Source organism: Nonomuraea sp. NPDC050536 (assembly GCF_044457685.1).
In the GTDB taxonomy this organism is placed as follows: Bacteria; Actinomycetota; Actinomycetes; order Streptosporangiales; family Streptosporangiaceae; genus Nonomuraea.
The window spans coordinates 78,781-94,861 of the sequence record NZ_JBITHD010000011.1; the positions used below are offsets into that span (position 1 = coordinate 78,781).

The following is a 16,081-nucleotide window of genomic DNA, read 5'->3' on the forward strand; positions in this document are numbered from 1 at the left end:
GTCAATTGACGAGCTGACTTTTGTTTTCGTAGTGTGGCGGCCATCACACCCCATGGGAGTCGCGATGACGCATTCCGCGGACCGGATCGCCCGCTACACCGCCGAGGGATGGTGGAGCGGGGACACGATCGACAAGCTCCTCATGACGCACGTGGCCGCCCGCCCGGACGATCTGGCCATCGTGGACCCGCTCGACAAGGCCGACGGCCCGGTCAAGCGGCTGACCTGGGGGCAGCTCGGCGCCGAGGTGTCCAGGGTGGCCGGCGCCCTGCACGCCCGGGGCGTCGGTCCTGGCGACGTGGTGGCTGTCCAGCTGCCCAACGGCGTGGAGCTGGCGGTGAGCTTCCTGGCGATCATCCGGCTCGGCGCCACGGTCACACCGTTCCCGGTGCAGTACCGCGAGTACGAGCTGGCCCAGCTACTGCCCCTGTCCGGCGCCCGGCTGCTGATCACCGGCAGGGAGTCCAGGGCGCCGGCGGGCACGCCGACGCTGTCGTGGCCCATGGACGCTTCCGGCCCGGCGGCCCCGGAACGGCAGGCCGACCCCGCCGAGCGGGTGACGATCTGCTGGACCTCCGGCACCGAGGCCACCCCGAAGGGCGTGCCGCGCTGCCACTACGACTGGCTCGCGGTCGAGGCCGTCTGTACGGCGGCGCCCGCGCTCACCGCCGCCGACGTGATCCTCAACCCGTTCCCCATGGTCAACATGGCCGGGATCGGCGGCGTCTTCCTGCCGTGGCTGCGGGTCGGCGCGCTGCTGGTCCAGCACCACCCCTTCGACCTGCCCACCTACCTCACCCAGATCGCCGAGGAGAACGTCACCTACACCCTGGCCCCGCCCGCGCTGCTCACCATGCTGCTGAACCGGCAGGTCGAGCTCCCCGCGTCGCTCACCCGGATCGGCTCGGGCTCGGCTCCGCTGCCGCCGCCGATGGTGCGCGGCTGGCAGGAGCGGCACGGCATCTCGATCATCAACTTCTTCGGCTCCAACGAGGGCATCTGCCTGCTGTCGGACCCCGCCCGCATGCCGGATCCGGAGATCCGTGCCCGCTTCTTCCCTCGGCCCGCCGTACCCGTGCGCACCAAGCTCGTCACCCCGGACGGCGAGGAGATCACCGCGCCTGGCGTTCCTGGCGAGCTGCGGCTGAGCGGCCCCACCGTCTTCGCGGGATACCTGCCGGGCACCGCCACGACGGACCCGTTCGACGAGGACGGCTACCTCAGGACCGGCGACCTGTTCGAGATCGCCGGCGAGCACGGGCAGTACCTGCGCTACGTCGACCGCGCCAAGGACATCATCATCCGCGGCGGCATGAACATCGCCCCCGCCGAGCTGGAGGCCCTGCTCGCCGGGCACCCGTCGATCGCCGAGGTGGCCGTCGCCGGCTACCCCGACAACGTGCTCGGCGAGAAGGTCTGCGCGGTCGTCGTCCCCAAGGGCGAGATCTCGCTGGAATCGGTCGTCGCCTTCCTGCGCGACAAGGGCATCGCCTCCTACAAGCTCCCCGAACGGCTGGAGCTCGTGGACGCGCTGCCCAGGAACCCCGTCGGCAAGATCCTCAAGAGGGAGCTGAAGCTGTGATCCGCATCCTGGGCGGCTACCAGACCGACTTCGCGCGCTCCGGCGCCGGCCTGTTCGAGATGCTGCGCGAGGCCTCGCTCGGCGCCCTGGAGGCGGCGGCCGTACCGGCGCAGGACGTGCAGGTCGCGCACGTCGGCAACCTGGCCGGCGAGCTGTTCGCCGGTCAGGCCCAGCTGGGCGGCATGATCGCGACGATCGACCCGGCGTGGTCGATGCTGCCGGCCTCCCGGCACGAGGCCGCGTGCGCCTCCGGCTCGATGGCGGTCCTGGCGGCGATGGCCGACCTGGAGGCTGGCCGCTACGACGTCGCGCTGGTCGTCGGCGTCGAGCTGATGCGCAACGTCGGCGCCAAACAGGCCGCCCAGCACCTGGGCTGCGCGGCCTGGGCGGGGCGGGAGGCGCGGAACGCCGACTTCCCCTGGCCCGCGCTGTTCGCCTCGATCGCCGACGAGGTGGACGCACGTTCCGGGCTCTCCCACGACCACCTCGCGCGCATCGCCGAGATCAACCACGGCAACGCGCTGCGCAATCCGCTCGCCCAGACCCGCTCCTGGTCGTTCCCTCCCGGCTGCTTCGGCCAGGACGACACGCTCAACCCCGTGGTCGAGGGGCGGCTGCGCAAGTACGACTGCGGCCGCATCACCGACGGCGCCGCCGCCGTCATCCTCGCCTCCGACCGGTACGGCAGGCCCGGGCCCGCCATCTCCGGCTGGGGCCACCGTACGGCGCCGATGCTGCTGGCGGACAAGCTGGCCACGCGCGAGCCGTACCTCTTCCCTCACCTGCGGCAGGCCGTCCTGGACACCTACGCCCGGGCCGGCCTGCGGGGACCCGCCGACCTGGACGTGATCGAGACGCACGACTGCTTCACCATCACCGAGTACGTGGCACTCGACCACCTGGGGCTCACGCCGCCGGGAGAGTCGTGGCGGGCGATCGAGTCCGGCATGATCGACTTCGACGGGTCGCTGCCGGTCAACCCGTCGGGCGGGCTCATCGGGCTGGGCCATCCGGTCGGCGCCACCGGCGTCCGGATGCTGCACGACGCCGCCCGCCAGGTCTCCGGTACGGCGGGCGAGTGCCAGGTCCCGGGCGCCAGGACGGCGCTCACGCTCAACCTCGGCGGCAGTTGCACGACGGTCGCGCTGTTCGCCGTCAGTGGTCAGAATCCGCGGTAGACGCCGTCCTGGTTTTCGTACTCGTCGTGGCGGCGGAACCAGAAGGTGCCCTCGCTCTCGTTGCGGCCGCGCGGTGCGCGATCCAGCCACTGGTACATGCCCCACAGGCCGTCCAGCCCTCGCGCGTACGCCGAGTACGTGTGGTGGACGACGCCGTCCTGGAGCGCGAACGCGCTCACGCCGGGTCCCTCGCGCATGTAGGTCGGCCAGTCCGTGCCGACGGGAGCCATCTCGCTGGGCCAGGGGTTCTCCACGTCGGCCGGCGGCCGGAAGTCCTGGTCGCGGTAGTTGTAGGTGATGTGGCCCGACCGCCACTCCTCCTCGGTGTGCGCCACCCCGAAGTCGTGGTTGAAGTCGCTTCCGAAGCTGGACGCCCAGGGAAAGCTCCACCCCATCCGCTTCTTGTACTCCCGCAGCTTCGCGAGCGGCGCGCGCGACACCGCGCAGAGCGTGACGTCGTGGTTGGCGAGGTGGACGGCGAACCCGTCGAAGCCGTCCGCGATCGCCGAGCAGCTCGGACACCCCGCCTGGTAGTCGGGCCCGAACATGAAGTGATAGATGAGGAGCTGCGATCTTCCTCTGAAGAGGTCGGCCAGGGACGCCGTGCCCTCATCGGTCTCGAACCTGTACTCCTTGTCGATGGGGACCCACGGCAGTTCCTGACGCCACCGTGCCAGCTCGTCGCCGCGTCGCGTCAGCTCCTTCTCGGCTTCGAGCAGCTTCACCCGAGCCTCGAGCCACTCCTCGCGCGTTCCGGTCCTGTGAGCGGTCATCGCTTTCCTCCTTCGGCGGTGCCGCACATCGAGGGCGCGATGACGATCAGGAATCCCCGCCCGGCGACCCATCGACGGCGGCTTGCGGCGGGCTGGAGCGAGCGTGACGCCCATGACCTCCAGCGCCACCACTATCAGGATCAGTCCGAAGCTCGACCCCGCGCAAGGAGCCCGCTCAGGTTGCGGTGGGGATGACGAAGTGCATGGCGGTGCGGCGGATCGGGTGGCCGCACGTACGGCAGCGGAGGTAGGGGCGGAAGGGCTTGCCGCAGGTGCGATGGGTGATCTCGAGGTCCGTGCCTGAGTACCAGCGCTGCGCCCAGTCGACGATGACGGCGAAGATGCCGAAGAAGTCCAGACCTTTGTCCGTCAGCCGGTACCGCGGGCGTGCGCCCGGCTCGTCCACGGCCAGCACGCCCAGCTCCGTGAACCGCCGCAGCCGGTGCGACAGCACCGAAGGGGCCACGCCCAGCTCGGACTGGAAGTCGGCGAAGCGCCGCGTCCCCAGGAAGGCCGCCGCCAGGATCACCGTGCTCCACCGGTCGCCGAGCAGCTCGAACGTCTCCGGGAAGTACGACAGCGGGTCCCGCTCGCCCCGCACGGTCCTGCGGTGGTGCCGCGGCACCGTCACCTGCGCGAACGTCGCCTCCCCCCGCACCGTCTCAGTGTCCCGCGCGGTCACGGGCGCCTGTCCGCAGCTCTCGCAGCCCAGCTCGACCTCGGTACGGTTACCACAGGCGTCGTGCATCAGCTCCGGTAGCCCGACCCGGCGCGGCACCCACCGGCGCTCCCACGACCAGATCTCCACCAGCAGCGGCCACAGCTCGATCGCCCGCTCGGTCAGCAGATACTCGGTCCGCGTCCGCCCCTGCTCCCGGTACGGCACGGGCCGCAGCAGATCCCCGGCCACCATCTCCTTGAGCCGGTTGGCCAGCACGGACTCGGACATGCCCAGCTCGTCCCGCCAGTCGGCGAAGCGCCTGATGTGCAGGAGGAAGGCCCGCTGCAGGATCAGCAGCGTCCACTGGTCGCAGATCGCCAGCAACGCCTGCCCGATCGCGCTCGGCCGCTCCGCCACCCGCGTCCCCTCCGCCGACGTGCTACTTCGCCTATAAAAGCTATCGTCATGGAAGCTACCGCTTGAGTATGGGTTACTCATGAGGGGCAGGGCCTGATGCGCGGATAGTGGCGGAATGCCAAGCAGGTTATCGCGCGCGGCCCTCGCCCTGCTCCTGAGCATCCTGGGCCTGTCCATCGTCTCGACGCCCGCGACAGCGGAGAGCACCCAGCCGCTCACCGTGCACATCTTCCGTGTGAGTTGCGTCGACCCCTGCCGCAACACCGGACTCGAGGGCGCCGACGAGAGCGCCCCCGACTTCTACGCGATCATCTCCTTCGCCGGGTTCGCGCCCTTCACCACTCCACGGGCGCCGGACGACCAGGACGTGGTCACGCCTGACTGGAAGCTGACCCGGCGCATTCCCAGCACCGTGCTCGAGCAGGACATCTCCATCCAGATCATGGACTACGACAGCAGCACGGCCGACGACCTGGCCGACGCCTCGCCGCAGCCGGGCAACGCCGCCACCACGTTGAAGGTCAACATGGTCCACGGCACCGTCAAGGGTGACCTGACCTCCTCCGCAGGATGCGTCGCCGGCAACGGGGAACCGGGCGGCGGGGTGTTCGGGGACGACCCGAAGCCCGCCGTACAGGTATGCCTGGAGATCACCCCGAACGAGGCGAGCGACACCGACGGGGACGGCTTCACCGACTACGAGGAGTACCGCGGCATCGACTTCAACGGCGACGACGTGGTGGACCTGACGCTGCCCGGCGCGGACGCCGAGCGGCGCGACCTCTACGTCGAGATCGACTGGATGAAGGGAGAGAAGCCGCAGGACCACGTGCTCGACGCGGTGAGCAACGTGTTCAACAACGCTCCGGTGATCGACAGGGGAGTCACCGGGTTGGGACTGCACTTCATCGAGAGCGAGGAACTGCCCTACGCCGAGTCGATCGACTTCAGCAATCAGCGGCAAAGCGGGACGTACGACGACTTCGACGACCTGAAGCTGGGCGACACCGCCAAGGTGTGCGGGCCGGACGCGAAGGGCCACTTCGGCAGCCCGGCCGACCGGGCCGATCCGATGTGCGACAAGATCATGCTGTTCAAGCGGATCCACTTCCGCTACGGGATCTTCATCCACGGGCTCCTTAACGGTGGTGACACCTCGGGCCGGGCAGAGGTGAACGACCGGGGCGGCAACGACTTCGTGGTGTCCGTCGGCCGCTGGACCGACGCCCACTTCGCCCTCGTGGGCGGCCGCGCCGCCGCCGAGGAGGCGACCCTGCTGCACGAACTCGGCCACACCCTCGGTCTCGGCCACGGCGGCCGGTACACCAACGGCGTCGTGGACGGCATCAACTGCAAGCCCAACTACCGCAGCGTGATGAACTACATCTGGCAGTTCACCAACATCGACCCCAACCGGCCCTTCGACTACCAGCGGAAGGGTGCGGACACCCTGCTGGAAGACCAGCTGGACGAGACCAAGGTGCCAGGCCTGGCCCACTTCCCCGCGGACGTCATCTACGGCGTGGGAGGCCACATCCGCACGGCGGACCCCGCCAAGGCGATCGACTGGACGGGAGACGGCCCGCCGTACTCCAACCACGCCACCGCCAACATCAACTACATCCCAGACGTGGACCCGGACTGCAACAGCAGTTCGAGCAAGGACCGGATGGTCAGCAACCCCGACTGGGACTACCTGGCCTACGACTTCACCGGCAGCCCGGACTTCGCCGACGGCGCGCACGGCCCGATCGTGCCCGAGCTCAGTGGCCACTCCGTCCTCCGGATGGCCTCGGCGGACCTGACCGCGGAGATGACCGTCGACAAGGCGGACGCCACCGGCGGAGACACCGTGACCGCCACGGTGACCATCGGCAACAAGGGCGGCAACGCCTCCAGCGCCACCTCGGTCACGTTCACGCCGCCCGCCGGCAGCCCGGAAACCCGCCAGGTGACGGACCTGCAGCCGGGCCAGACGGCCACCGAGACCTTCACCTACACCGTCCCCTGCGCGACCGCCGACGGCGCCACGCTCACCGGCACCGCCAAGGTCACCGGCAAGAACGCGGCAGGCGTCCCCGAACCGGACGAGATGCTCGCGGACAACACGGCGACGGCCACCACCAAGGTCCACGCGCCCGCCCTGGCGGTGACCACCACGGCGACCTCGCCGGTGAACGCGGGTGAGGCGATCTCCTACACCGTCGGATCCCGCAACACCGGCAGCGCGCCCGCGACCGGGGCCGCGCTGACCTACTCCCTTCCCGCCGGGGTGTACTACAGCCAGGCCCTCGACCAGGGCGCCGGACCTCGCCCGGCCACCGTGACCAGGAACGACGACGGCACCACGACCCTCACCTGGAGCCCGGGCACGATCGCGGCGGGAACGGCGGGCGACACCGTGACGTTCACCGCGCGGCCGTCCCTGCTCATGGAGGCGGGCGGTACGGTGACCGGCACGGCGAGCCTGACCTACGGCGGCGCCAACGGCTGCGTCTTCACCCCCGCCACGGCGTCGGCGCAGACCACGATCACCGCCGTCGCGCCCAGCAGGCAGCCCCTGCTCTGGCCCGCATGGGCGCTGCGGCAGGACCTGCGCACGGCGGAGGCGCTCGCCCGTGTCCAGGCCACCGATACCCGCTTCGACGCCGCCGACGGCTCCACGGCCGACGGCGCGCTCTCCCAGCAGGAGGTCTCCGCCGTCCTGCTCCTCCCGGCGACGCAGCCCCGCACCCTGCGCGCGGAACTGCTGGCCACCACCCTCAACCTGGCCACTCGACGGATCAACGCGGCCACCGAGATCCACACCATCACCACCGGCCGCCTGGGGTTGCACACGGTCGGCGATGCCGTCCGGTACGCCCAGGCCACCCTGGCCCAGCCGCCCGGCCTGGCCAACCTCCTCCGCTACACCGACGCCACCCTCGCCCTGACCGAGATCAACTCAGGCCTGGCGGAGCGCTACTAGCGCCTCAGCTGGGCGGCGAACATCGGCTCCAGGGCGCTCAGCATGAGCGTCCTGGAGCGCTGCGTTCCGCCGGCGATCCTGCCCGCCATCGCCAGCGACACGCAGCCGTGCAGGAAGGCCCAGATCGTGTCGACCGCACCGGGGGGATCGGCAAGCTCGGCGCCCCGCGCCTGCGCGATGCCCTGCAACGCGATGCGGAAGACCCGGAAGGCGTTCTTGGCCTCCCCCGGGGTCTCGGCCGTCCCGAACGGCACCCCGTCCATGCTCTCGCCCGCCGGATGCGGATGGGGGCACTCCTGGACACCCAGCCACAGATCGTCGACTCCACCCCGGTCTGGTCCCGGTTCGGCGAGCCCCTGTCCCCTTCGTCATGGCTGAAGACCGCACCCGGACATTGAGTCGCGGGCCGACCAGGCGGCTGTCATCGTGGCGAGGTGGGCATGGGAGAAGCGGTACCGGTCGACTACGACGACGACCCGGCGCGCTTCGCGGCCAACCTGATGGCGACCGCCCGGTTCGGCTCCGGGGACGTGCATCCGATCGTCGCCGCGCGCCTGCTCGAGGAGAACGCGTCCCCGGTGCTGGACGTCGGGGGCGGGACGGGGCCACTGGCGCGCCCGCTGGCCGCTGCCGGGGTGCCGGTCGTGGTGGCCGACATCGCCGAGCATGTACGGCAGGCGCCGCGGCCCGCCGTACGGGCCGATGCGCGGGCGTTGCCGTTCGCCGATGCCGCCTTCGGCGCGGTGGTGGGCCTGTGGCTGCTGTATCACTTCGCCGACCCGGTCCCGGTGCTCAGGGAGATGCGCCGGGTGCTGCGGCCGGGCGGCCTGCTGGCGGTCTCCGCGCCCAGCCGGCGCAACGACCCGGAGCTAGCGGCCGTACTGCCGGACTGGGGCCGCCCGTTGAGCTTCGACGCCGAGTCCGCGGCCGCCGTCGTCGGTGAGGTCCTGGACGTGGAGGCCGTGACGTCGTGGGACGAACCGATGCTGCACCTGCCCGACCGGCAGGCCCTGGCCCTCTACCTGCGCGGCCGGGGGCTGAGCGAAGCGGCGGCCCGTGACGCCGCGCTCCGCGTCGAGACGCCGCTGCGGGTGACCAAGCGGGGATCGCTCGTCTGGGCCCGGCGCGGGTGAAGACCGTGGCCCCGGTGGGGGACCACGGCCGGCGGGTTCTGATCTCCTAGCCGACGGGGACGAACAGGGCCTCGAACGGCGGTTCGCCGATGCCGGTGGTGACGTGCCCGGCTCCGGTGGTGTCGGCGGCGAGCACCAGGTCGCCGGGGCCGAAGCGGCGGCGGGTGCCGTCGCTGACGGTCACCTCGATCTTCCCGCGCAGCATCACCACCCACTGCTCGCGCGGCGCCGGGTGCGCGGTGCTGTCGAAGGCGGCGCTCCGCAGGAACCGCACGCCGCCGCTCGACGGCATCGCGCCCACCGCCATGTCGGGCACCCCGTCGGCGACCTGCTGAGTCACCAGGGCGATCTCGCCGTCCTCGAACGCCGACCCGCCGTCCGGGGTGCGGGTGATCCTGGTGAAACGCATCAGCTCACTCCGATGAACTGGTGGTCGGTACGGATCCGTCCGTCACCGTCCAGCGCCAGCACGTCCAGCCCGCCACCGACGACCTCGCGCGTGCCGGTCGACACCATCGACCACCGGACGACGACCAGGTTGGACAGCAGGACGGTCGGTTCTCCGGCGGTCTCGAAGACATGCTCACCGGGCTCGACGAACATCTCGTAGGCACGCGTCACCCTGGCCTCCAGCGCGTCGTATCCGTGGACCTCCAGCGGAGGCGCGGGAAACGCGAGCGCCGCGGCGGCGTCGCGGATCGCCTCGGGCGGGTCGACCAGCACCTGGTTTCCAGCGGGCGCCCACAGCTGACGGATGAGTTCGCCGCGCGTGGCGGAGTCGGGCTCGTTCCACAGGGCGACGTAACGGTCTGCCAATTCCTTGCTCATGGGCAGCATCGTGCTCCCCGGCCTGCCGTACCGCGATTCCCTGCAGGGAATGGCGCAGCATCAGACATCCAGTATGAATAGGGACATGACGGTGTTGGTGGAACCCGACCAGTTCGCGAGCGAGCTGCGGCGCTGGCGGACGCGCCGCCGCTTCAGCCAGCTCGATCTCGCGATCAGAACCGACACGACCCAGCGCCACCTGAGCTTCCTCGAACAGGGACGCTCGCGTCCCGGACGCGCCATGGTGGTACGGCTGGCCGAGTCGCTGGGCCTGTCGCTGCGGGAACGCAACGACCTGCTGCTCGCCGCGGGCTTCGCCCCCGTGTATGCGGAGTCGAGCCTGGACGCCGCCGAGCTCGGCCCGGTGCGTGAGGCCCTGGAGCGCATCCTAGACGGGCACCTGCCCTACCCGGCGGTGGTCGTCCGGCCGTACGGCGAGCTGGTCGCCGCCAACGCGGCCTTCGCCGTCCTGGCCGAGGGCGCCGCGCCCGCCCTGCTCGAGCCGCCGATCAACGTGCTGCGCCTGGCCCTGCACCCCGACGGGATGGCCCGCCGGGTGGAGAACCTGGCCGAGTGGGGCCGCCACATCACCGGCAGCCTCCGCGACCAGCTACGCCAGAGCCCCGCCCCCGGCCTGGACGCGTTCATCGCCGAGCTCGACGGCTACCTTCCCGACGCGGACCCGCCCGCCGACCACCTCGGCTTCGCCGTACCGCTGCGCCTGCGCGTGCCGGAGGGCGAGCTGCGTCTCATCACCACGCTCACGTCCTTCGCCACGGCCGTCGACGTCACCCTGTCCGAGCTGCGCCTGGAAGCCTTCCTCCCCGCCGACGGACCCAGTGCCGAGATCCTCGCCCGGCGGGCACTGTGACCTGCTCAGTCGATCAGGACCGTGCGTAGATCCTGTGGACGAACTTCCTTGGCCAGGTCGACCTCGCTGATCATCCGGATGAAGCGGCCGTGCCAGGTGTGGTCCCAGACGGAGCCGGTCGTCGCGTTGACCGACAGCATGCCGACGATCTGGTCGCCGCGCAGCGTGTGCAGGGTGTAGTAGCCGGGGAACCGCTCGGGTTCGGCGGCGTGCAGCCCGGTCCGGTGCTCGGCCAGCCAGCGGTCGGCGATCCGGAGCGCCTGGCCGGGCCCGATCGTCCCGGCACCGGTCCGGCCGGAGGCGGGCATCATGCCGTAGGCGGTGTTCCACATCATGGCCGGGCCGAACTCCAGCTGGACGGTGCCGCTGCCCGGGACGACCAGGACTTCCGTGGCGCGGCTGCCATCGGGGCTCAGGAGTTCGGCGTAGTAGCCGTTGCTGAACTGCATGACCTCCCCGACGTGCAGGCCCCACCGCTGGGCGAAGCGCCCGGCCGCGTGCTCGGCTTCGGCCATGCTGTGGACGGGCCCCTCGTGCGACACGACCCCCATCGTCCAGGAGCCGGGCGGTCCGAGGCCGCTGACCGCGACCCACACCACCCAGGCGACAACAGCGGCCAGCGCCACGACCAGTACGGCCGGCCGCAGTCGGCGACCCTGTCCGGTCACCGGGGCCCCTGGGTGATCCACCACAGCGGGACGAAGCCGTAGCAGTCCATCACGGCACTCACCTCCCCAGGAGGTTTCCTTCTTCTCATATTGTCCGTGCGGGCAGGGCCGTGAGACCCGGCGGCCGTGAAGGCGAACCAGCGGGACCTGCACTCCCACTGGACCTGGTGACCAACTGTGGGGCCGAGACAGCTCGGTGAAAGCCTGGTTCCCTAAGATCGGAGCCCACGACTTTGCCTTGCTAGGAGGACACATGGACACCTTGCGCATGATCGCGCTGATGGCCGCGACGCTGACGATGGGGCTCGTGACGGGCGCCTTCGTCCTCTACTGGCACACGATCATGCCGGGCCTCGCCAAGACGGACGACCGGACGTTCGTGGGCGCCTTCCAGTCGCTCGACCGGGCGATCATCAACCCCTGGTTCATGGCAGGGGGTTTCATGGGTGCGCTGCTGTTCACGATCCTGGCCGGGATCCTGTACTGGGGCAGGGCGCCGTTCATCTGGATCGCCGTGGCGTTCGTGCTCTACCTGATCGCGTTCGTCATCACGATCGCCGTCAACGTCCCGATGAACGACGCCCTCAAGGCGGCCGGCAACCCGGCGCACATCGACGTCGCCGCGGCCCGCGAGCGTTTCGACGAGGCCAAGTGGGCCAGCTGGAACCTCGTGCGCGTCATCACCTCCACCATCTCCTTCGGCCTGCTGGCCTGGGCCCTCACGCTCGCCGGCAAGTCGAGCTAGCGGGCCCGCCCACGGTGATCTCGTCCCGCGCCGCCTTGATGTCCTGAGCCCTGGGATCGGCCAGCTCGGCCATGATCAGGTAGGCGGCGTTGGTGACGTCCCGCGCCAGGCCGGGGTGTCCGGCCTGGACCCAGGTTGTCCAGGTTGATGGCTTTGCCCCGCGCGTATCCCAACCGCTCGCACCGTGCCGGCGCCAGGCGGCCCCTGTCACAGCCCTGGCACGCTCCTTTCGCAGTCCAGCCTTGGGCCTAGGCCTCGCCCTGAATGGGCAAACTCTGCGTGGTGTGTCCCCCCTGATGCCCGTTTGGCGGGTAGTGCCCGAAGGGTGAAGAGAGCGGGGAAGAAGCCTGACGACCGCTCGATGTGAGAGAGCCCTGGCGAGGGGCCAGAGAGCGAATGGGGCGAGCACGTCCGATGAGAGCGACATTGATCTACGGTGCCGGTGACGTGCGGGTGGAGACCGTGCCCGATCCGGTGCTGCGCGAGCCCACCGACGCCGTCGTGCGGGTCGTGCGCTCGTGCATCTGCGGCAGCGACCTGTGGCCGTACGCCTCCATGCCTCCAACCGAGTACGGCGAGCGCATCGGGCACGAGTTCCTGGGCGTCGTGGAGGACGTGGGCGGCGAGGTGTCGGGGATCCGGCGCGGCGACCTGGTGGTGGCGCCGTTCGCCTACTCGGACAACACCTGCCGCTTCTGCGTCGAAGGATTGCAGACGTCGTGCCCGAACGGCGGCTTCTGGGCCCGCGACGGTGTGGACGGCGCGCAGGGCGAGGCCGTACGGGTGCCGCAGGCCCAGGGCACGCTGGTGAAGCTGCCCGTCGGCGAGGACTCCGCGCTGCTGCCGGGGCTGCTGTCCCTGTCGGACGTGTACCCCACCGGCCACCACTGCGCGGTCAAGGCCAGGGTCGGGCCGCGGACGGCGGTGACGGTGATCGGCGACGGCGCTGTCGGGCTGTTGGCGGTGCTGGCCGCCAGGCGGCTCGGCGCCGAACGCATCCTGCTGATGGGCAGGCACAAGGAGCGGACGGATCTCGGCGTCGAGTACGGCGCCACGGACGTGGTCACCGAGCGCGGCGAGGCCGGCGTCGAGCGGGTCAGGGAGCTGACCGGCGGTGACGGGACGCATGCCGTACTGGAGTGCGTCGGCACCGAGCAGGCGCTGGAGACGGCGTTCGGCGTGGTCCGCGACGGCGGGACGGTGAGCAGGGTCGGGGCGCCGCAGTACGAGATGGGGCCGATCGGGTTCAACATGTTCGTCCGCAACATCACGCTCACCGGCGGCGTGGCGCCGGCCAGGGCCTACCTCGAGGAGCTGATGCCCGACGTGCTCGAGGGCAGGCTGGAGCCCGGCAAGGTCTTCGACCGGACGATCAACCTGGACGGCGTGCCGGACGGCTACCGCGCGATGGCGGCCCGCCAGGCGCTCAAGGTCCTCATCGACCCCACGGAGACGAGCCGATGACCTGGACGAACGCGGAACTCGACGCGATCGGGACCGCGGAGGAGCTGGAGATCTCGCCGTCGCTCGGCGACGGCACGCCGCACGGACCGGTGACCATCTGGGTGGTCCGCGTCGGCGACGACCTGTACGTCCGCGCCTACCGGGGCCGCGACGGCGCCTGGTACCGCGCGGCGCAGTCCCGCCACGAGGGCCACATCCAGGCAGGCGGCGTCGACAAGGACGTCACCTTCGCCGACGAGAAAGATCAGCAGGTCAACGAGCAGATCGACGACGCCTACCAGACCAAGTACAACCGGTACGGCCCGCGCTACGTCGACCCGATGATGGCCGAGGAGGCCCGATCCACGACGATCAAACTGTTGCCGCGGTGACGTAGCAGGCCGCCTTCGCGGAGTGGGCTCCTATCCGGCCTCGGGCAACCCCGGTTGCACGACTGGCGGAGTGTGCATATCGGTCTGCTGCGGTATTCGCGTCCGAGGTGGAGTCGCTCTGTAGCTCGTGCTTGGCAGCGAGAAGGATCGAAGGACGGTGCGTGTTCGTGTCGAAGGGGACATGGAGCTGGTTCTGGCCGCCGGGATCGAAGCGCTGACGGAGTGAAGATTGTCGTGGGACGGTGTCGGATTCGGGTGTTGCCGTTCGTGGAGTGGGTGTGGCGGCCGTTCGGGTCGCTGGGCTGAGAGGAGACGGCAGTGGCGCAGTATCTGATCTCGTTCAACGACGAATGGGTGCCGGAGCACACCGGGGAGGAGTTGGGCGCGAAGGGCATCGCGGGCCGCGCGGTGATCGCGGAGATGGAGGCCGCCGGGGTTTTCGTGTTCAGCAACGGCGGTATCGACGCCTCGACCGCGATCTGCAGCGTCGAAGCGAAGGACGGGGAGCCGATCTTCAGCGACGGGCCGTACGTCGAGACGAAGGAACACCTCGGTGGCTTCTGCGTCATCGACGTACCGGACGACGAGACCGCCCGCTACTGGGCCGGCCGCCTCGCTGTCGCGCTCGACTGGCCCCAGGAGGTCCACCGCTTCCCGAGCAGCGAGCGCCACAACCGTCCGTCCGAGACAGCGTGATGCGCGCGGGGTGGGTCAGGCGCGGTACCTGACCCACCCCTGCCTCTTCTAGGCTGTCGTCAGCCGACCGCGGCCGCGCCACCTGGTCCATCGCGATGCCGAGAATCGGCACGGTGTTGCGTTTGATGCAATTGTTCCGTTTTCACAGACGTCAGCTCCACGCCGTCGCGCAGGCCCCGCCATGACGGGTGGCGCAGGCGCTGGTCGGGGGTCCACTCGCCGTACTGCACCTCGCCGACCAGCGCGGGCCGCACCCAGCGCGCGCCCCTGGCGACGTCCCGCGGCACGTCGTCGACCGGAGGGCCAGGCTGTTCCAGCGGCGCCAGCCGTTCGCGCAGGTCGTCCAGCATGGCGTCGGTGAAGCCGGTCCCTACGTGGCCGATGAACCGCAGCCGCCCGTTCTCGTCGTGCGCGCCCAGCAGGAGCGAGCCGAGCGTGCCGGCCCGGCGGCCCTCACCGGGCTTCCAGCCAATGATGATCACTTCCTGGTGCTTCACGTTCTTGACCTTGACCCAGTACGGTGACCGGCGGCCCGGCGTGTACGGCGACGTCAGCCGCTTGCACACCACCCCTTCCAGGCCGAGCTGGTTCGCCAGCCGCAGCGCCGCCACCGGGTCGCCCGTGAACCCGACGGGCACCTCCCAGCGCGCGCCCGGCCGCACGATCCCCTCCAGCAGCCGCCGCCGCTCCGCGTAGGGAGAGTGGATCGCCGGGTCCGCGTCCACGTGCATGATGTCGAAGGCCATGTAGGTGATCGGCACCGCCCGCACCAGCTCCGCGACCCTGGCCGGGTGGCGGGCGTGCATCCGGTTCTGCAACTGGCTGAAGCTCGGCCGGCCCGCCTCGTCCCAGGCCACGATCTCGCCGTCGAGCACCACGTCGTGCCGCCGCACCGCGCCCGCGATCATCTGCAGCTCGGGGTAGGCGGCCGTCACGTCGCGCAGGTTGCGGGACATGATCGTGACCGCGCCGCCCTCGACATAGAGGACGGCGCGCACTCCGTCCCACTTCATCTCCGCGGCCCACGCGTCCCGGTCGGCTGCGGGAGGCAGGGTGCCGAGCTGGGCCAGCATGGGCGCGTATCGCGGCAGCGCCATGCACGCAGGCGTACCCGTTCGGCCACCCGCTAGGGTCAAAGCAGGGTCTATGCCTGGTCAGGATCCGCCGTCAGGCAGTGAAGCTGACCTCCGCGGTGGTGACCGTCCCGCCGCGGCGGCCGGGGGCGGCCTGGTGCTGCCAGTAGAGGTTGGTGTGGGCGATCACCTGGTCGGGAGGCGGCGCGCCGTACTGGCTGAGGTCTTCGGTGGTGTGCGCGTCTTCGACCAGCGTCGCGTCGTAACCGCGCACGATGGCCCCGTGCAGGGTCGAGCGGATGCACGCGTCGGTCTGGGCGCCGGCGACGACGAGCCGGCCCACCCCGCGCTCGGCCAGCCGCTCCTCCAGGTCGGTGTCCTCGAAGGAGTCGAGGTAGGTCTTGTGCACCAGCGGCTCGGAGTCGTCGCGGACCAGCTCCGGCACGTACTGCCAGCTGTCGCTGTCGAGCGGGAGATCCTCGTCGGAGTGCTGCACCCACAGCACGGGCACGTTGTCGGCGCGCGCCTTGCCGATCAGGGTGCCGATGTTGGCGATCACGCCTTCGCGGTTGTGCGCACCGGCCATCACCCCGTTCTGGACGTCGATGACAAGCAGCGCCGTGTTCGGCCGGTCGGGCAGGGTCGTCATGAAA

The 16,081-nt window shown here is 70.5% G+C and carries 17 protein-coding genes; 9 read left to right on the forward strand and 8 right to left on the reverse strand.

The features are described 5' to 3' along the window. Window positions 1–64: 64 nt before the first annotated feature. Entirely contained in the window at window positions 65–1,582 is a 1,518-nt protein-coding gene (locus ACIBHX_RS28495; RefSeq protein WP_397070349.1) for a class I adenylate-forming enzyme family protein, read from the forward strand. After that, on the forward strand, window positions 1,579–2,760 hold the full coding sequence (locus tag ACIBHX_RS28500) for an acetyl-CoA acetyltransferase (RefSeq protein ID WP_397070350.1): 1,182 nt from the start codon (window positions 1,579–1,581) through the stop codon (window positions 2,758–2,760). The genes ACIBHX_RS28495 and ACIBHX_RS28500 overlap by 4 nt, the downstream gene beginning before the upstream one ends. Here ACIBHX_RS28500 and ACIBHX_RS28505 read toward each other — a convergent pair. Together ACIBHX_RS28505 and ACIBHX_RS28510 are read right to left on the reverse strand one after the other, a co-directional pair. Next, window positions 2,745–3,533 (reverse strand): DUF899 domain-containing protein, encoded by a 789-nt coding sequence (locus ACIBHX_RS28505; protein WP_397070351.1) that lies wholly within the window; start codon window positions 3,531–3,533, stop codon window positions 2,745–2,747. The genes ACIBHX_RS28500 and ACIBHX_RS28505 overlap by 16 nt on opposite strands. 175 nt (window positions 3,534–3,708) lie before the next feature. Continuing rightward, entirely contained in the window at window positions 3,709–4,611 is a 903-nt protein-coding gene (locus ACIBHX_RS28510) for a winged helix-turn-helix transcriptional regulator (protein WP_397070352.1), read from the reverse strand. A 115-nt stretch (window positions 4,612–4,726) separates the two neighbouring features. On the opposite strand from ACIBHX_RS28510, the gene ACIBHX_RS28515 reads away from it, so the two are divergent. Beyond that, window positions 4,727–7,579 carry a CARDB domain-containing protein gene (locus tag ACIBHX_RS28515; RefSeq protein WP_397070353.1) on the forward strand — a complete coding sequence of 951 codons (2,853 nt, stop codon included), beginning with the start codon at window positions 4,727–4,729 and terminating at the stop codon, window positions 7,577–7,579. On the opposite strand, the gene ACIBHX_RS28520 is transcribed toward ACIBHX_RS28515, so the two are convergent. After that, window positions 7,576–7,833 (reverse strand): WHG domain-containing protein, encoded by a 258-nt coding sequence (locus ACIBHX_RS28520; protein WP_397070354.1) that lies wholly within the window; start codon window positions 7,831–7,833, stop codon window positions 7,576–7,578. The two genes, ACIBHX_RS28515 and ACIBHX_RS28520, sit on opposite strands and share 4 nt — an antisense overlap. A 186-nt stretch (window positions 7,834–8,019) precedes the next feature. Here ACIBHX_RS28520 and ACIBHX_RS28525 point away from each other — a divergent pair, with 186 nt between their 5' ends. Beyond that, the gene (locus ACIBHX_RS28525) at window positions 8,020–8,712 is read left to right on the forward strand and encodes a class I SAM-dependent methyltransferase (RefSeq protein ID WP_397070355.1); all 693 of its coding nucleotides are present in this window, start codon (window positions 8,020–8,022) and stop codon (window positions 8,710–8,712) included. A 46-nt stretch (window positions 8,713–8,758) separates the two neighbouring features. Here the strand turns inward: ACIBHX_RS28525 and ACIBHX_RS28530 are convergent, their stop codons facing one another. Next, the gene (locus tag ACIBHX_RS28530) at window positions 8,759–9,121 is read right to left on the reverse strand and encodes a hypothetical protein (protein ID WP_397070356.1); all 363 of its coding nucleotides are present in this window, start codon (window positions 9,119–9,121) and stop codon (window positions 8,759–8,761) included. Then, window positions 9,121–9,540, reverse strand: a complete 420-nt coding sequence (locus tag ACIBHX_RS28535; protein ID WP_397070357.1) for a hypothetical protein — start codon at window positions 9,538–9,540, stop codon at window positions 9,121–9,123. The genes ACIBHX_RS28530 and ACIBHX_RS28535 overlap by 1 nt, the downstream gene beginning before the upstream one ends. An 85-nt stretch (window positions 9,541–9,625) precedes the next feature. Between ACIBHX_RS28535 and ACIBHX_RS28540 the strand changes: the two genes are divergently transcribed. After that, complete coding sequence (locus tag ACIBHX_RS28540; RefSeq protein WP_397070358.1) at window positions 9,626–10,411, forward strand: helix-turn-helix domain-containing protein; 786 nt, start codon at window positions 9,626–9,628, stop codon at window positions 10,409–10,411. A gap of 5 nt (window positions 10,412–10,416) precedes the next feature. Here ACIBHX_RS28540 and ACIBHX_RS28545 read toward each other — a convergent pair whose 3' ends face one another. Further along, window positions 10,417–11,079 carry a hypothetical protein gene (locus ACIBHX_RS28545; RefSeq protein ID WP_397070359.1) on the reverse strand — a complete coding sequence of 221 codons (663 nt, stop codon included), beginning with the start codon at window positions 11,077–11,079 and terminating at the stop codon, window positions 10,417–10,419. A gap of 253 nt (window positions 11,080–11,332) precedes the next feature. On the opposite strand from ACIBHX_RS28545, the gene ACIBHX_RS28550 reads away from it, so the two are divergent. The 4 genes from ACIBHX_RS28550 (at window position 11,333) to ACIBHX_RS28565 (ending at window position 14,355) form a co-directional block, all read left to right on the forward strand. Beyond that, the gene (locus ACIBHX_RS28550; protein WP_397070360.1) at window positions 11,333–11,824 is read left to right on the forward strand and encodes a DUF1772 domain-containing protein; all 492 of its coding nucleotides are present in this window, start codon (window positions 11,333–11,335) and stop codon (window positions 11,822–11,824) included. A gap of 414 nt (window positions 11,825–12,238) precedes the next feature. Beyond that, a complete protein-coding gene (locus ACIBHX_RS28555) occupies window positions 12,239–13,288 on the forward strand; it encodes a zinc-dependent alcohol dehydrogenase family protein (protein ID WP_397070361.1) in 1,050 nt (349 codons plus the stop codon). Further along, window positions 13,285–13,659 carry a DUF2255 family protein gene (locus ACIBHX_RS28560; protein WP_397070362.1) on the forward strand — a complete coding sequence of 125 codons (375 nt, stop codon included), beginning with the start codon at window positions 13,285–13,287 and terminating at the stop codon, window positions 13,657–13,659. The genes ACIBHX_RS28555 and ACIBHX_RS28560 overlap by 4 nt, the downstream gene beginning before the upstream one ends. A gap of 318 nt (window positions 13,660–13,977) precedes the next feature. Then, the gene (locus tag ACIBHX_RS28565; RefSeq protein ID WP_397070363.1) at window positions 13,978–14,355 is read left to right on the forward strand and encodes a YciI family protein; all 378 of its coding nucleotides are present in this window, start codon (window positions 13,978–13,980) and stop codon (window positions 14,353–14,355) included. A gap of 59 nt (window positions 14,356–14,414) precedes the next feature. Here ACIBHX_RS28565 and ligD read toward each other — a convergent pair whose 3' ends face one another. Next, entirely contained in the window at window positions 14,415–15,452 is a 1,038-nt protein-coding gene (gene ligD / locus ACIBHX_RS28570) for a non-homologous end-joining DNA ligase (protein ID WP_397070364.1), read from the reverse strand. A gap of 70 nt (window positions 15,453–15,522) precedes the next feature. After that, window positions 15,523–16,077 carry a cysteine hydrolase family protein gene (locus ACIBHX_RS28575; RefSeq protein WP_397070365.1) on the reverse strand — a complete coding sequence of 185 codons (555 nt, stop codon included), beginning with the start codon at window positions 16,075–16,077 and terminating at the stop codon, window positions 15,523–15,525. Between the last annotated feature and the right edge of the window lie 4 nt (window positions 16,078–16,081).

What these genes read in the sequence shown, in the direction of transcription:
- ACIBHX_RS28495 (WP_397070349.1), top strand. Translation starts at nt 65, where the DNA reads ATGACGCATTCCGCGGACCGGATCGCCCGCTACACCGCCGAGGGATGG.
- ACIBHX_RS28505 (WP_397070351.1), bottom strand. Translation starts at nt 3,533, where the DNA reads ATGACCGCTCACAGGACCGGAACGCGCGAGGAGTGGCTCGAGGCTCGG.
- ACIBHX_RS28515 (WP_397070353.1), top strand. Translation starts at nt 4,727, where the DNA reads ATGCCAAGCAGGTTATCGCGCGCGGCCCTCGCCCTGCTCCTGAGCATC.
- ACIBHX_RS28525 (WP_397070355.1), top strand. Translation starts at nt 8,020, where the DNA reads ATGGGAGAAGCGGTACCGGTCGACTACGACGACGACCCGGCGCGCTTC.
- ACIBHX_RS28530 (WP_397070356.1), bottom strand. Translation starts at nt 9,121, where the DNA reads ATGCGTTTCACCAGGATCACCCGCACCCCGGACGGCGGGTCGGCGTTC.
- ACIBHX_RS28535 (WP_397070357.1), bottom strand. Translation starts at nt 9,540, where the DNA reads ATGAGCAAGGAATTGGCAGACCGTTACGTCGCCCTGTGGAACGAGCCC.
- ACIBHX_RS28540 (WP_397070358.1), top strand. Translation starts at nt 9,626, where the DNA reads ATGACGGTGTTGGTGGAACCCGACCAGTTCGCGAGCGAGCTGCGGCGC.
- ACIBHX_RS28550 (WP_397070360.1), top strand. Translation starts at nt 11,333, where the DNA reads ATGGACACCTTGCGCATGATCGCGCTGATGGCCGCGACGCTGACGATG.
- ACIBHX_RS28555 (WP_397070361.1), top strand. Translation starts at nt 12,239, where the DNA reads ATGAGAGCGACATTGATCTACGGTGCCGGTGACGTGCGGGTGGAGACC.
- ACIBHX_RS28560 (WP_397070362.1), top strand. Translation starts at nt 13,285, where the DNA reads ATGACCTGGACGAACGCGGAACTCGACGCGATCGGGACCGCGGAGGAG.
- ligD (WP_397070364.1), bottom strand. Translation starts at nt 15,452, where the DNA reads ATGGCGCTGCCGCGATACGCGCCCATGCTGGCCCAGCTCGGCACCCTG.
- ACIBHX_RS28575 (WP_397070365.1), bottom strand. Translation starts at nt 16,077, where the DNA reads ATGACGACCCTGCCCGACCGGCCGAACACGGCGCTGCTTGTCATCGAC.